Origin of the sequence: Thermanaerosceptrum fracticalcis (assembly GCF_000746025.2) — a bacterium.
GTDB lineage: Bacteria > Bacillota > Peptococcia > DRI-13 > DRI-13 > Thermanaerosceptrum > Thermanaerosceptrum fracticalcis.
Genome location: NZ_CP045798.1, coordinates 3,492,831 through 3,506,669, shown reverse-complemented (window position 1 = coordinate 3,506,669; position 13,839 = coordinate 3,492,831). Strand labels below are relative to the sequence as shown.

Annotated in this window: 16 protein-coding genes; 5 read left to right on the top strand and 11 right to left on the bottom strand. The window is 46.6% G+C overall.

Annotated elements, in window-relative coordinates; all coding sequences use genetic code 11:
• Positions 1 to 15: 15 nt before the first annotated feature.
• The 5 genes from BR63_RS17785 to BR63_RS17765 form a co-directional block, all read right to left on the bottom strand.
• Entirely contained in the window at positions 16 to 882 is an 867-nt protein-coding gene (locus tag BR63_RS17785; protein WP_034423553.1) for a 3-hydroxyacyl-CoA dehydrogenase family protein, read from the bottom strand.
• A 36-nt stretch (positions 883 to 918) separates the two neighbouring features.
• Positions 919 to 1,878: an ACP S-malonyltransferase gene (gene fabD / locus BR63_RS17780; protein WP_051965953.1), complete on the bottom strand. Its 960-nt coding sequence runs from the start codon at positions 1,876 to 1,878 to the stop codon at positions 919 to 921.
• Positions 1,879 to 1,900: 22 nt separating this feature from the next.
• Positions 1,901 to 2,560: a 3-oxoacid CoA-transferase subunit B gene (locus BR63_RS17775; RefSeq protein WP_034423557.1), complete on the bottom strand. Its 660-nt coding sequence runs from the start codon at positions 2,558 to 2,560 to the stop codon at positions 1,901 to 1,903.
• Between the two features lie 12 nt (positions 2,561 to 2,572).
• Positions 2,573 to 3,220: a CoA transferase subunit A gene (locus BR63_RS17770; protein WP_034423558.1), complete on the bottom strand. Its 648-nt coding sequence runs from the start codon at positions 3,218 to 3,220 to the stop codon at positions 2,573 to 2,575.
• Positions 3,221 to 3,313: 93 nt separating this feature from the next.
• Positions 3,314 to 4,459, bottom strand: coding sequence for an acyl-CoA dehydrogenase (locus BR63_RS17765; protein WP_034423559.1), 1,146 nt, complete (start codon positions 4,457 to 4,459; stop codon positions 3,314 to 3,316).
• A gap of 546 nt (positions 4,460 to 5,005) precedes the next feature.
• On the opposite strand from BR63_RS17765, the gene mmdA reads away from it, so the two are divergent.
• The 4 genes from mmdA to BR63_RS17745 are packed head-to-tail and all read left to right on the top strand — an operon-like array spanning position 5,006 to position 8,560.
• Positions 5,006 to 6,556 (top strand): methylmalonyl-CoA decarboxylase subunit alpha, encoded by a 1,551-nt coding sequence (gene mmdA / locus BR63_RS17760; RefSeq protein WP_187142746.1) that lies wholly within the window; start codon positions 5,006 to 5,008, stop codon positions 6,554 to 6,556.
• A 29-nt stretch (positions 6,557 to 6,585) separates the two neighbouring features.
• On the top strand, positions 6,586 to 6,921 hold the full coding sequence (locus tag BR63_RS17755; protein ID WP_187142744.1) for an OadG family protein: 336 nt from the start codon (positions 6,586 to 6,588) through the stop codon (positions 6,919 to 6,921).
• Between the two features lie 30 nt (positions 6,922 to 6,951).
• The gene (locus BR63_RS17750; RefSeq protein ID WP_034423870.1) at positions 6,952 to 7,341 is read left to right on the top strand and encodes a biotin/lipoyl-containing protein; all 390 of its coding nucleotides are present in this window, start codon (positions 6,952 to 6,954) and stop codon (positions 7,339 to 7,341) included.
• Positions 7,342 to 7,381: 40 nt separating this feature from the next.
• On the top strand, positions 7,382 to 8,560 hold the full coding sequence (locus BR63_RS17745) for a sodium ion-translocating decarboxylase subunit beta (protein WP_187142742.1): 1,179 nt from the start codon (positions 7,382 to 7,384) through the stop codon (positions 8,558 to 8,560).
• 91 nt (positions 8,561 to 8,651) lie between these two features.
• Here BR63_RS17745 and BR63_RS17740 read toward each other — a convergent pair whose 3' ends face one another.
• The 3 genes from BR63_RS17740 to BR63_RS17730 all read right to left on the bottom strand — a co-directional run bounded on the left by BR63_RS17740 (position 8,652) and on the right by BR63_RS17730 (position 10,343).
• Positions 8,652 to 8,810 (bottom strand): hypothetical protein, encoded by a 159-nt coding sequence (locus BR63_RS17740; RefSeq protein ID WP_153802164.1) that lies wholly within the window; start codon positions 8,808 to 8,810, stop codon positions 8,652 to 8,654.
• 14 nt (positions 8,811 to 8,824) lie between these two features.
• Positions 8,825 to 9,169 carry a hypothetical protein gene (locus tag BR63_RS17735; RefSeq protein WP_051966135.1) on the bottom strand — a complete coding sequence of 115 codons (345 nt, stop codon included), beginning with the start codon at positions 9,167 to 9,169 and terminating at the stop codon, positions 8,825 to 8,827.
• Between the two features lie 352 nt (positions 9,170 to 9,521).
• On the bottom strand, positions 9,522 to 10,343 hold the full coding sequence (locus BR63_RS17730) for a pyrroline-5-carboxylate reductase family protein (RefSeq protein ID WP_034424752.1): 822 nt from the start codon (positions 10,341 to 10,343) through the stop codon (positions 9,522 to 9,524).
• A 284-nt stretch (positions 10,344 to 10,627) separates the two neighbouring features.
• Between BR63_RS17730 and BR63_RS17725 the strand changes: the two genes are divergently transcribed.
• Entirely contained in the window at positions 10,628 to 11,344 is a 717-nt protein-coding gene (locus tag BR63_RS17725; RefSeq protein ID WP_034424749.1) for a FadR/GntR family transcriptional regulator, read from the top strand.
• Positions 11,345 to 11,474: 130 nt separating this feature from the next.
• Here the strand turns inward: BR63_RS17725 and lepB are convergent, their stop codons facing one another.
• The 3 genes from lepB to BR63_RS17710 form a co-directional block, all read right to left on the bottom strand.
• On the bottom strand, positions 11,475 to 11,999 hold the full coding sequence (gene lepB / locus BR63_RS17720) for a signal peptidase I (RefSeq protein ID WP_243270030.1): 525 nt from the start codon (positions 11,997 to 11,999) through the stop codon (positions 11,475 to 11,477).
• A gap of 84 nt (positions 12,000 to 12,083) precedes the next feature.
• A complete protein-coding gene (locus BR63_RS17715; RefSeq protein WP_034424747.1) occupies positions 12,084 to 12,866 on the bottom strand; it encodes an ABC transporter permease in 783 nt (260 codons plus the stop codon).
• Positions 12,863 to 13,831 carry a daunorubicin resistance protein DrrA family ABC transporter ATP-binding protein gene (locus tag BR63_RS17710; RefSeq protein WP_034424744.1) on the bottom strand — a complete coding sequence of 323 codons (969 nt, stop codon included), beginning with the start codon at positions 13,829 to 13,831 and terminating at the stop codon, positions 12,863 to 12,865. Before BR63_RS17710 ends, BR63_RS17715 begins: the two co-directional genes overlap by 4 nt.
• Between the last annotated feature and the right edge of the window lie 8 nt (positions 13,832 to 13,839).

The window sequence follows — 13,839 nt, the reverse complement described above, 5'->3', positions numbered from 1 at the left end:
GGATTTAACCTCCTTTTATTTTTTGTAATCGTTGTAGAAACCTCTTCCTGTCTTCTTACCCAGCCAACCAGCTTCCACATATTTTTTCAGCAAGGGACAGGGACGGTATTTGGGATCGCCCAAATCCTCGTAGAGAACTTCCATTACATAAAGGATGGTGTCAAGACCGATAGCGTCACACAGGCGGATGGGGCCGATAGGATGATTGAATCCCAGCATAGCAACACTGTCAATAGTTGCAGGATCGGCAACTCCCTCATATATAGTGTAAATGGCTTCGTTAATCATGGGGATCATAATCCTGTTTCCGACGAAACCGGGGAAGTCTTTGACTACGATAGGAGTTTTGCCATTGGGTAGGCTTGCACCGAGTTCCACAACAGCCTTGATTGTCTCTTCACTGGTGGCGAGTCCTTGAACCACCTCAATCAGCCTCATGATGGGCACAGGACTAAAGAAGTGCATGCCAATTACCTTTTCCGGACGCTTGGTTACGGAGCCAATAGCTGTTACAGAAAGGGTAGAGGTGTTGGTAGCAAGAATGGTGTTGGGAGGACAGAATTCGTCCAGTTTCTTGAAAATAGCCTTTTTCACTTCCAGGTTCTCGACTACGGCTTCAATAGCAATGTCAACGTCACAGTCCTTGGCAGTCCACTCGACGCCGCCGCTGATGCGCTTCATGATGGCATCCTTCTGCTCTGCAGTTAACTTGCCTTTTTCCACGTCTTTGGCCAGGTTCTTCTCAATACCAGCAAGACCCTTGTCCACAAACTTCTGGTCGACATCAAACATGGCCACTTCCCGGCCGGACATGGCCATGACCTGGGCAATACCGCTTCCCATTTGACCGGCTCCAATGATTAAGACTTTTTTGATGTTCATAATTAACACTCTCCTCCTTTAATAAATTATTAGTTCTTATTTAAGTTCTTTTTCCATATTCCGAAGCAAGGCCTCCAATGTTTCAATATCCCGTACATTTATACAACGTACTTCCTTGTTGTGTTTTTGGGCACATCTTATGTTTAAATTGGTAAGGACATTTTTCGAACCAAGTTCAATAAATGTATCTACACCTGCCTCCAGCATAGAATCCATGGAGTCTTCCCACATAACAGCTTTATAGACATGTTCTTTTAAAAGTTCCTTTAGGTCATCTTTTTCCGGATCAAAATATTTGCCCGTAACATTGTCAACGTACTGGATTTGGGGGTTCTTAACTTCAATCTTGTCTAGTTCTTCCCTTAACTTAAACCCAGCTTCGTAAAGGAGCCTGGTGTGGAAAGGACCGCTCACTCTAAGAAAATCCGCACCTTTAGCACCTCTCTCCAGGGCCAGTTTCTGGGCATACTCAACTGGGGCATTATATCCGGCTACAATAATCTGACCGGGACAATTGAAATTGGAAGGTTCGATATGTCCCAGGTGTTTCGAATCTTCAACTATTTGCAAAACCTGTTCCCTGCTGAGTCCTGTGATCCAGCACATTTTGCCCATACCCAGGGGAACGGCATTCTGCATCAGCATTCCCCTGGTCTTTACCAGTTTTACCGTATCCTCAAACTTTAGAGCACCGGCATAAACAAGGGCAGAATACTGGCCTAAACTAAAGCCGGCAGTAACCCCAGCTTTAATGCCGTATTTTTCTACAACTTTCAAAATCGCAATACTGGTTGTATGAATGGTAGGCTGGGAATTTTCAGTTTTAACAAGTTCTTCCTCGGGCCCCTCAAAACACATTTTAGCAAGGTCAAAACCCATTATCTCGTTTGCCTGTTCATATACATCGGCGGCCTCTTTATATCTCTTGGCCAATTCAAGACCCATCCCCACGTAATGGGTTCCCTGTCCGGGGAAAACAAAAGCAATGTTGTTCACATTTTCACTCCTTGTGCCCATTTTATTCCACGCTGATAATTTTTAAATCAGGATCAACGGTAAAATCGGCTTCCGTGGCTGCACGCACCTGCTCAACGGTTACACCAGGCGCAATTTCTTTCAGGACAAGACCTTGGCTGGTTACAGCCATAACCGCCTTTTCTGTCACAATGAGGTCGACACATTTCAGCCCAGTCAGGGGAACATTACATTTCTTGACGATTTTGGGCTCACCCTTGTTGGTATGTTCCATAGCAATAATTACTCTTTTAGCCCCAACGGCTAAATCCATGCCGCCTCCCATACCTACCGTCTTCTTGCCGGGCATCCGCCAGTTGGCCAAATTACCCTCCTGGTCAACCTGCAATCCCCCCAGAACTGTTGCCGCCAGGTGACCGCCGCGAATGATACCAAAAGATACAGCACTGTCGAAAAAAGCTCCACCGGGAAGAATTGTGACAAACTGGTCACTGGCATTGATCAGTTCTCTATCAATATCCTCCTCAGAGTTAGGCATGGGGCCAATGTGTGTAAAACCATTTTCCGAATGGAAGAATACGCGTACTCCTTTAGGAATGTAATTCCCTACTAAGGTAGGTATACCAATTCCCAGGTTGACAAAATCCCCGTCCTTGAATTCCTGGGCTACACGTTTAGCAATAAAAACATCCTTTGTGTCCATCTCATAACCCCCTCAGCCCTGGACCAGATAGTCCACGAAAATACCGGGCGTCATAACTTCATCAGGGTCAATCTCCCCGATTTCTAAAATTTCATCAGCCTGGACAATAGTAATATCTGCTGCTGCGGCCATTAAAGGATTAGTGTTGCGTGCCGCTTTCCGGTAGACCAGGTTCCCCGCTTTATCTGCTTTATGGGCTTTAATTAAAGCCACATCAGCCCGTAAGGGTTTTTCCAGAAGATAATCGCGGCCATCTACAGTAATGCGCTGTTTTCCCTGTTCTATCTCAGTACCTACCCCGGTGGGAGTCAAGATACCGCCCAAACCAAACCCGCCGGCCCGGATTCGTTCTGCCAGTGTACCCTGAGGAACAAATTCAACCTCCAGGTCACCGGACTCATACTGCTCCGAGGTGGCCGGGTTTCTCCCGATATAGGATACAATGACTTTTTTTAACTGGCGGTTAGCCACTAACTTACCAACACCTTTCGTGGGCAATGCCGTTGAAATACTGATGCTTGTAAGATTCTTTGTCCCCTTTGCCACCAGAGCATCGATAAGTTTTTCCGGTGTTCCCACCCCCCAGAACCCGGCAACCATAATGGTCATCCCGTCTTTAATCATATCCACAGCTTCTCCAATAGATATAACCTTAGCCATAAACACCCCCCTTTAGTAAAAAAACTCTGCCTACACCATTTCCCTAAGACCCCTCCCTTGGCGGGAGGGGCCAAGGAAATGGCAGGTTAAACACTACCGTAAAATAATCCCTGAAATTACCACATTTTGAATTTCGTTGGTGCCTTCGTAAATTTGCGTAATCTTGGCATCACGCATCATTCTTTCTACTGGGTGATCTCTTAAGAAACCATGGCCGCCCAGGATCTGTACAGCTTCAGTGGTAACTTCCATAGCCGTATTGGTGGCAAACTTCTTGGCACTGGCAGCTTCTGCCGAAAAAGGCAGCCCGAGATCTTTTTTATGTGCCGCATAAAGGGTAAGGAGCTTAGCTGCATCGATCTTGGTAAACATATCCGCTAATTTAAAAGCAATAGCCTGCTGCTGGGCAATAGGTTTACCAAACTGGTGACGTTCCTTGGCATACTTAAGGGCATACTCATAGGCCCCCATGGCGATACCCGCTCCCTGGGCAGCAATTCCGATACGACCGCCATCCAGGGTAGTCATGGCAATCTTAAAGCCTTCGCCTTCTTTGCCCAGAAGGTTTTCCCTTGGTACTCTTACATTCTCCATAACGATTTCCCGCTGTACAGTGGAACGAATACCCATTTTCCTTTCCTGCTTGGCAAAATTAAAGCCAGGTGTATCTTTTTCCACAATGAAAGCACTAATGCCCTTAACGCCTTTGGACTTATCAGTCATAGCGAAGACCACATAGACATCTGCAAAACCGGCGTTGGTGCAGAAACATTTTGTCCCGTTCAAGACGTAATGATCCCCATCTAAAACGGCAGTACACTGGCTGGCACCGGAATCACTGCCCGCATTAGGTTCAGTCAATGCAAAAGCTCCTAATTTTTCTCCTTTGAACATAGGAACTGAGTATTTCTGTCTTTGCTCCTCGGTACCGTAATAAAAAATAGGCCAGCCAGACAAGGAAATATGCACGGAATACGCGCATCCCAGGGAAGCATCTACCCGGTTGATTTCAAAACCTACCAGGGCGTAAGTAATCTGGTCGGCACCGGCTCCCCCATACTCTTTGGGATAAGGAAGTCCCATAAGTCCCAGTTTTCCCATTTTTTTCAACAGTTCATATGTGGGGGCGAAACTTTCCCCTTCATCCCGTTCAGCGGCTCCGGGGGCAACCTCCTTCTCTACAAAGTCCCTCACCATTTTTCGAATGTTTTCCTGTTCCTCAGTAAACCTGAAATCCATAACATTACCTCCTTTTAATTTTTTCTCAATTTTGCATAATCATCTGTAATTTTCTGATCGAAACGAGCCTGTTCCCATACCTCCTTTTCAGACTTACGTGCCTTTTACATATAATTTACCTTGCAACTTTCATGCCAATTATCCCCGTGAAGAAAATACTAGAAATTCAACATATTTTCTTTACTTCATCAGGCCAATAAAGAAAAAATGATGCCAGATTGCATCATAATGTTTTTTGTAACTTTTTTTACAAGCTTTTCCCGGTTTGCGGGGGTTTAATTAAAGATATTTATTCATTCCGATGCTTTTCCAACTATGTTTGATGCAGCAAAACATCATAATTTATGTCTAAGCCCTAATTCTCCGCATCAAAATCCCATCCATCATTGCTTCTCATCATTGCTTCTTTATTAGAATTAGTTTTTTTCTTCAGAAATCATATATCCACAACCATATCCTACAGCTAATCCCAAGAAGCTGGCACGATAGTTGCATGGAATAGTACCCGGGAATTAACAAAAAACATAAAAGGAGTGATTAAATGCTATGAGTACCAAAGCTAAAATTGATGATCTTTTGGCCCGTAGTAAAAAGATTGAATCAGGCGGCGGTCAAAAAGCCATCGATAAGCAGCACCAGAGCGGTAAACTCACTGCCCGTGAGCGCATCGAGAAACTCCTGGATCCGGGAACCTTTACTGAACTGGACAAGTTTGTTGCCCATCGTTGTGTAAACTTTGACATGGCCGGCAAAGAAGCCCCCGGTGAAGGCGTAGTAACGGGATATGGCACTATTGATGGCCGTCTGGTTTATGTCTTTGCCCAAGACTTTACAGTACTGGGCGGTTCTCTCGGGGAAATGCATGCCGCCAAGATCTGTAAAGTAATGGACCTGGCGGTAAAAATGGGTGCACCCTGTATAGGGCTTAACGACTCCGGAGGGGCCCGTATCCAGGAAGCGGTAGATGCCCTTTCCGGTTACGGTCAGATTTTCTACCGCAATACCCTGGCCTCAGGGGTTATTCCCCAAATTTCCGTGATTATGGGACCCTGTGCCGGTGGCGCCGTATATTCTCCTGCTCTAACAGACTTCGTTTTTATGGTGAAAAATACCGCCCGCATGTTCATCACGGGGCCCCAGGTAATTAAGGCCGTAACCGGTGAAGAAGTATCCGACGAACAGTTAGGCGGGGCTATGACCCACAACCGTACCAGCGGCGTTGCCCACTTTGCCGCCGAGAATGAAGAAGACTGTTTTAGGCAAATCCGTACCCTGCTAAGCTACCTGCCATCCAACAACCTGGAGAATCCCCCCTATCTGGAATCGGGCGATGATCCTGGCCGCATGGATGAATCCCTCAACGAAATCATTCCCGATAACCCCAACGCTGCTTATGACATGGTGGAACTCATCCAAAAGATTGTGGATAACGGCCAATTCTTCCAGACCCAACCTTTGTATGCCCCCAACATGCTGACAGGCTTCGCCCGCATTAATGGCCAGGTCATTGGCATTATCGCCAATCAACCTAAGGTTATGGCCGGCTGCCTGGACATCAACGCCTCCGATAAAGCTGCGCGTTTTATCCGTTTCTGCGATGCCTTTAACATCCCTATAGTAACTTTTGTGGATGTACCGGGATACTTACCGGGAACCAACCAGGAGTACGGCGGTATTATCCGTCACGGCGCCAAGCTGCTCTACGCTTATTCTGAAGCCACTGTACCCAAAGTAACCGTCATTACCCGTAAAGCCTATGGTGGTGCTTACATTGGCATGTGCTCACGCCACCTGGGGGCTGACCAGGTTATGGCCTGGCCTACAGCGGAAATTGCGGTCATGGGTGCCGAAGGTGCCGCCAACATCATCTTCCGCAAGGATATAGAAACAGCTGCCGATCCTGCGAAAGAACGGGCAGAAAGAATAGCCGATTACCGCGAACGTTTCGCCACTCCCTATGTAGCTGCCGAAAGGGGTTATGTGGATATGGTGATTGAACCTAAAGAAACCAGACCCCGCCTGGCCAATGCCTTAGAGATGCTTTCTACTAAGCGCGAAACCCGTCCCGCTAAGAAACACGGCAATATTCCACTCTAAAAATCTCATCATGTAAAGGGGGGGAGGAAATGTTAGTATTCGGTTTACAGGTAACCCTTATCGGTATGGGTATTGTCTTTATAGCCCTTACTTTTCTTATCTTTGTTATCAACTTTATGGCTTCGGTAACAGGAAGTACGGTAAAAAAAAAGTCTGAAGCAGAGTCTGTAACAAAAGGAGCAGACCCGGCAGCGACTGTGAAAAAGGAAGACGACAGTGACGTCATAGCCGTTATCGCTGCCACTGTGGCTTTCTTAACCCAGGGACGGATGAGCATAAAGACCATAACCCGTGTGCCTGGCGGCCATGCTCCCTCCTGGAGCCTGGCTGGTCGTCAGGAAACAATGAACTTAAGACAATTTTAATTGGTTGATGTGGGAAAGGAGAGACAAAAAATGAAAAAATTTAATATCACAGTGAATGGTAAGACCTATGAAGTGGAAGTAGAAGAAATTGGCGGTAGTGCAGCCCCTGCGCAAAGGCCTGCCGCTCCTGCAGCAGCATCTGTTCCTGCACCTCAAGCTGCACCTGCCCCGGCTCCCAAGGCTGCCCCTGCTCCTGTAGCTGCCGGCGCTGAAGTCATTACTGCTCCCATGCCCGGTAAAATTATGTCCATTAAAGTGAAGGTAGGCCAAGCCGTGAAAGAGGGTGATCTCGTTTTAACCCTTGAAGCCATGAAAATGGAAAACGAAATCTTCTCCGGCGCAACTGGTAGCGTTAAAGAAATCAGAGTATCCGAAGGTGCGGCTGTTAACCCAGGGGACGTACTTGTAGTGATCGGCTAAGCGTGAGTGTTTAAAAATACGAGAGGGGTTGAACTCACCAATGGAACTTAATCTGACCCAGGCCCTTTACGATTTGGCCATGAGTACCGGCTTTGTCACCATAACCTGGCAGCAAATTGTTATGCTCTTCATTTCCTTTACTCTGCTGTACCTGGCCATCGTCAAAGGCTTTGAACCGCTTCTTTTATTACCAATTGCCTTTGGTATGCTTTTAGCGAACCTGCCTGATACCGGCATTATGGCACCCCAGGGAACTGCCATTGATCCCATTACCGGTAAAGAAAAGATCGTGCCCGGCGGCCTTTTATGGTACCTCTATCAAGGGGTAAAAATGGGAATCTATCCACCCCTGATCTTCCTGGGAATAGGAGCCATGACCGACTTCGGTCCCCTCATTGCCAACCCTAAGACCCTGCTTTTAGGTGCTGCTGCCCAGTTAGGTATCTTCACCACCTTTATCGGGGCCCTCTTCTTAGGGTTTAATCCCCAGGAAGCTGCTTCTATCGGTATTATCGGCGGTGCTGACGGTCCTACCGCTATCTTTTTAACCTCGAAGCTAGCGCCCCACCTCTTAGGCGCCATTGCTGTGGCTGCATATTCCTACATGGCTCTGGTACCCATTATCCAGCCGCCTATTATGCGGGCATTAACCACCAAGAAGGCCCGGATGACAGTGATGGAACAGCTTCGTCCCGTTTCCCAGACGGAAAAAATCATTTTCCCCATTGTGGTAACGGTTATTGTAACCCTGTTATTACCCGATGCGGCTCCGCTCATTGGTATGCTCATGCTGGGTAACCTCTTTAGAGAATCAGGTGTGGTGGGACGTTTGAATGATACAGCGCAAAACGCCCTCATCAACATCGTCACCATCTTCTTAGGTACAACCGTTGGTGCCACAGCCAGTGCCGAAAACTTCCTTAACTTTCAAACTATCTCGATTATTCTCCTGGGTTTAGCAGCATTTGCAATGGGTACGGCCGGTGGCGTGCTCCTTGGCAACCTGATGTATGTTCTCTCCGGGGGTAAGGTTAACCCCCTCATCGGTTCTGCCGGTGTATCGGCCGTGCCTATGGCGGCCCGGGTATCCCAGGTAGTGGGCCAGAAAGATAACCCCAGGAACTTCCTCCTGATGCATGCCATGGGTCCCAACGTGGCCGGTGTTATCGGTTCTGCCGTTGCTGCCGGTGTTCTGCTGTCACTCTTTGGTACACACTAAAAAAATGAGCCCTCCAGGGCTCATTTTTTAGTTGGTAGTTATTAGTTCGGCTATCATCTTTTCTTCCTGGCGAAAGCCGGCACCGAAGTTGTTATTTGTCAAAAAGACCTCCCTGCTTCCGCTGTTTAATCCCTTTACGTTTTTTCCCCTGAGCTTGATAAATGTCCTTTTTACTACCGGGGAAGTTATTCTTTCCTTGTTTCTTCGCTTCAATAAGTGCGCGCAGTCGTTCTTTTACCGCTTCGTCCATCTGTTTCAACCCCTCTATTTTGTCATTACTCTTGTAATTAAAGTAAAGGCAAGCCATAAGAAAAGAATGAGACCTGGAATAGCTACGATCCAGAAAAATAAACTACTTTTATCTAGTGTACTCACTTTTTGTTCTTTTATTTGCAGAAGCTCCCTGGCCTCGGGCAAATTTTCCTTAGACACATAAAGATTGACGCCTGCTTTTGGTCTCCCCTCTTCTTCCGGCATATCACCTTCACCGGGAAAAAGTTTTTTGGCAGTGATTCCGTTTTGTAATAGGAAATTACAGACAATAGCCGCTTCTTTTTGATTATACACATTGGTAAGATAGACCCACTCCTGGGAATGCTCCAAGATCATGGCAACACACCTCTATTTCGCCTGAAAGTTACACTGTACAATTCTATCACCTGAAAAATAGTGTAAACAAGATTCCCTAATCTAAAATTATCAAGGGTAATGAAGGGTATGCCATAAACGTTCCCTAGCGGAGCATAGCCAAACAAACTTAGCGAACTGAGGCAGAAAAAGCAGAGGGGATGATAGGAAGTCAGACCCAACCCGAGGCCAGTCTAGGACGGACTGTCGAGGGTGGTCTGCTTTTTCCCGAAAGGAGCTTTAGTTTGTTCTATACACAGCTCGGGATACGTAGTGGCAGACCCTGAATAAATAATTTAATCATTCTGCTGGTGACGCATAGCGGCATGTATGTCTAATGGGATAACGCCTTACGGACACTTTCACTGACGGCCTCCTGCCTGTTGCAGGTAGCCTCATATATTTCGTCCATGATGCCCGGTAAACTCTTCTCTAATATTTTTAACCCTTCTGCCGTACAACCCCCGGGAGTTGCCACCTGAGAGATAAGCTCGCTAAAAGTCAACTTTCGCTCCAGCAACAACAGGGCCGTACCCAGCATGGTTTCCACCGCCATCTCCCCCGCTATTTCCGGGGAAATGCCATGCTTGATACCTTCCTCGGCGAGAGCCCCAACCATGGCGGCCATGAAAGCCGGTCCACAGCTGGTAATATCCCCCGCTGCTCTGTACAAATTTTCGGGAAGAACATAATATTTGCCCAAAGCGTTTAAATAAGGAAGAAATACTGTTCTGTCTTGATTTCCAATGGCCTGTCCCCAGGTGACAATGGTGACACCTCTTCCTGTACTCTGGGTTACGCTGGGATAAATACGGATCAGCTTCCCATCAATAATTTGTTCCAAATCAGACAGGGAAGGTGCCAAGAGGGTAGAAACCACGAGCTTTGTTTGTGGAAACACTCTTCCCGTTCTTTCCAGGACCTGGGGTAAGTCGTTGGGTTTTACACAGATAAAAATAATCTCAGAATCATTGATCAGTTCCCGGTAGTTAGAATATATACGGAGGGAAAACCCCTCTTCTTTTAACCGCAGGGGTTTTTCCGGTGAACGGTTGATAACATTGATATTTTCAGGCCCGATGACGCCGTTTCTCACAAACCCCCTGATCAGCATAGAGCCGAGACTGCCTGTCCCAATAAAACCGATTTTCTTCATTTCCGGTCTCTCCTCCTTTGCCCTTTTCATATAAAAGTATATCTCTTTCTAAGGTCCTAAGGCAACAAAAGCCCTGCCTGGGCCGTCAATGGAAAGAGACAGTCTTACCATAACTGGTATATTTTTAATAAGGATGAGGATATCTTAAAGAAATAGATAAGATTATAGTAGAAGAACGTGGGCAGCCTCTCCCACGTTCTTCGGTTTTTGGTATATAATAAGGGATATAATTCTGATTTAAGCGGAATACTTTTTTAACATTATCATAAATGGAGGCTGGCATCATGGACTTTAAGCCTATTAAGACGAAGAAGATTTATGAAGAAATCGTGGAACAAATTCGCCACTTGATTAACTCAGGTAACCTGGCTCCTGGAGACAAGCTCTTATCCGAAAGAGAACTATCGGAGCAGTTAAAAGTCAGTCGGGCTTCGGTCCGGGAAGCTCTCAGCGCCCTGGAAATCATGGGCCTCATTGAAGTAAGGCCCGGTGAAGGAACCTTTATCAGGCAAACCACTGTAGATTCTATTATCGGTCCCTTGGCTCTGATTCTTTCTATCGAAAAGGATACTGTTATGGAACTCCTGGAAGTACGGAAAATTCTCGAAGTAGAAACAGCAGGTCTGGCCGCCGAACGGGGTACACCGGAAGAAATTGAGATCATGGGAGAGTCCCTAAAACAAATGAAACTCGACCTGGAACAGAACAAACTGGGGGAAGAGGCTGACCATAAGTTTCATTTTGCCATAGCCGTAGCGGCCCATAATTCCATTTTGCTGCGTTTAATGAACACCATCTCCGATACTATGAAACAGAGCCTGAGAACCAGCCGGCAGCGCCTGTATTTAACCCCCGGTACTCCGGAAAGACTTTATAAAGAACATAAGGGAATTTACGATGCCATCGCTGCCTCTAACCCCCGCCTGGCCAGGGAGAGGATGTATGACCACCTTTTAGGTGTGGAAAAGCAAATGATGGAAACCATAGATTTTAATAAGTGATAAAAGATAAGAGAGTGCCACAGTTGAACTGCGCCACTCTCTTTTTAGTCCCGTCGTTCGAAAAAAGTATAAAACTAATTATTCGAAGTCCGATAACGGATATCGGAAGTCGAACAGCTCGTGTTTTCTATTACCAGACTTTAAACCTGTGGAGGGGCCAATAGGTGACGAAGGCTTTACCTTTCACACTGGTAATGTCCACAAACCCCCACTCATGGGAATCATAAGACCTGTTGCGGTTGTCCCCTAGGACGAAGAGTTTGCTCTCCGGCACCGTGACTTTCTTTAAGGAATACTGAATGGGTTCAGCCAGGTATGGCTCATTTTGGGCTACATCGTTAACATAGAGTTTACCGTTTTTTACTTCTATGGTATCTCCGGGCAGCCCGATTAACCTCTTAATTAAATCTTCTTTTAAGCCGGATTGGGCCGGAGGTTTAAAGACAATGACTTCTCCCCGGTGAAGGCCGCTAAACCGGTAGGTTATCTTTTCGACAAACAATCTATCCTGGGGCATAATGGTCGGTACCATGGAGGTAGTCGGTACAATCCGGCTGTCCATTACGAAAGTTCTAATGATTAACACAAGCACTACTGCCAAAAGGATAGTCATGATCCATTCTTTGATTTCCTTGCTCAGTGTGTTAATAGTCAACACCGCTTTCCTAGAAAGTTAGAGACTCACTCCTTTAGTATAACGAAAAAACGCTGGAGAGTTAAGTAGAAATTTGCGTAGCCATTACTTGGCATGAGAAAAGGAGTAAGCTGCCAAAAGAATAAAAACAACGGCCATCCCGCTGATGACCAGCAAATCGGTTCCGAGTGAAAACTGAACCATAATATCCCTGTAAGGAGACTGGGCAAAAAAGATATTGCGGATGGCATCAACCCCGTAAGTGAGGGGGTCGATACGCATAAGGCTTTCCATCCAGGGTTGAACCCCCCTAAGGGGAAACATGGCACCGCTTAAGAAAAAGAGGGGCATTACCAGGAAGTTCATGATCATCTGAAAACCTTCCATTGATTCCATCCGTGACGCAATAATAATACCCAAAGAAGTTAAGGAAAAAGCAATGATAAATAAAACACACCAGAGGGAGAGGACAGTACCCGCTGTAAGTTTAATCCCGAGAAATGGTGCTATCATAAGGAGAATAGTGGCCTGAAGCATGGAGATAGTGCTTCCCCCCAAAGCTTTACCTACAGCCACAGCCCAGCGGGGGACGGGAGCCACCAGTACTTCCTTGAGAAACCCGAATTCCCTGTCCCAAACAATAGAAATAGCCGAATAAACAGAAGTGAAGAGGACAGACATCCCGATAATTCCGGGATACATAAACTCTAAATAACTGAAACCGGGAGGGGCATCATTGAGACGTAAAGCGGCGGAGAGCCCGTTACCCATGATTAACAGGTAAAGAAGCGGCTGTCCAATCATGCCTATGATACGGGGTTTTTCCCTGACAAAGCGTAGCACATCCCTGAGCCATATCACATAAATTGCTTTAAGTTCCCTCGTCACCTTCTCCACCTCCGTCCTTTACCCAGCCATTTACTGTTAACGAATTCTTCCCGGATCTCCCGACCCGTTAATTTAAGGAAAACATCATCCAGGGTAGGTTGACTTAGACTAATGGCCTGAATCTGTCCCGGAAACTTACTGATTAAAATAGGGATAAATTCCTCCCCGTTCCCTGTTTCTATTTGTACTTCCTCACCAAACTCCTGGGCGCTGAGGGAAAATTCTTCTTGCAGCAGTTCCTTGATCCTGTGTTTATCTTTGACTACCATTCTGATCAAATCCCCGCCCACTTGAGCCTTTAAACCGGCAGGAGTATCCAGTGCCACAATTTGCCCGTGGTCAATAATGGCAATGCGGTCGCAGTTTTCCGCCTCATCCATATAGTGAGTGGTTAAAAAAATGGTCAGTCCTTCGCGTTTTCTAAGATCGTGGATATATTCCCAGATATGGGACCTTGTCTGAGGATCCAGTCCCACAGTAGGCTCATCCAGAAAAAGGACCTTGGGATAGTGAATCAATCCCCGGGCAATCTCCAGTCTCCTTTTCATTCCTCCCGAAAAAGTACGGACCAGGGAATCCTGGCGCTCTGTTAATTCCACCATACCCAGGACTTTAGTCATTCTTTCCCGCAAAGCCTTGCCGGGAATGTTATATAAGAGCCCGTGAAACATGAGGTTTTCCCTGGCCGTCAGTTTTTCATCAAGGGTCGTTTCCTGAAAGACCATACCAATGGACTGGCGGACACCCTGGGGATTTGCCCTGATGTCAAGCCCGTTCAAGACAGCGTAACCGGAGGTAGGCTTTAGCAGGGTGGCCAGTATCTTCATGGTTGTAGACTTACCTGCTCCGTTGGGTCCCAGGAAACCAAAGATTTCCCCCCGGGAAACCTCAAAACTTATCCCGTTTACAGCTTTGACACCGGAAAATTCCTTAACCAGGTCCTGGACCTCGATGATGTTACTCATTGAAGTTC

Coding starts and splice junctions, on each gene's coding strand:
- BR63_RS17785 (WP_034423553.1), bottom strand. CDS start 882: ATGAACATCAAAAAAGTCTTAATCATTGGAGCCGGTCAAATGGGAAGC.
- BR63_RS17775 (WP_034423557.1), bottom strand. CDS start 2,560: ATGGACACAAAGGATGTTTTTATTGCTAAACGTGTAGCCCAGGAATTC.
- BR63_RS17770 (WP_034423558.1), bottom strand. CDS start 3,220: ATGGCTAAGGTTATATCTATTGGAGAAGCTGTGGATATGATTAAAGAC.
- BR63_RS17765 (WP_034423559.1), bottom strand. CDS start 4,459: ATGGATTTCAGGTTTACTGAGGAACAGGAAAACATTCGAAAAATGGTG.
- mmdA (WP_187142746.1), top strand. CDS start 5,006: ATGAGTACCAAAGCTAAAATTGATGATCTTTTGGCCCGTAGTAAAAAG.
- BR63_RS17755 (WP_187142744.1), top strand. CDS start 6,586: ATGTTAGTATTCGGTTTACAGGTAACCCTTATCGGTATGGGTATTGTC.
- BR63_RS17750 (WP_034423870.1), top strand. CDS start 6,952: ATGAAAAAATTTAATATCACAGTGAATGGTAAGACCTATGAAGTGGAA.
- BR63_RS17745 (WP_187142742.1), top strand. CDS start 7,382: ATGGAACTTAATCTGACCCAGGCCCTTTACGATTTGGCCATGAGTACC.
- BR63_RS17740 (WP_153802164.1), bottom strand. CDS start 8,810: ATGGACGAAGCGGTAAAAGAACGACTGCGCGCACTTATTGAAGCGAAG.
- BR63_RS17735 (WP_051966135.1), bottom strand. CDS start 9,169: ATGATCTTGGAGCATTCCCAGGAGTGGGTCTATCTTACCAATGTGTAT.
- BR63_RS17730 (WP_034424752.1), bottom strand. CDS start 10,343: ATGAAGAAAATCGGTTTTATTGGGACAGGCAGTCTCGGCTCTATGCTG.
- BR63_RS17725 (WP_034424749.1), top strand. CDS start 10,628: ATGGACTTTAAGCCTATTAAGACGAAGAAGATTTATGAAGAAATCGTG.
- BR63_RS17710 (WP_034424744.1), bottom strand. CDS start 13,831: ATGAGTAACATCATCGAGGTCCAGGACCTGGTTAAGGAATTTTCCGGT.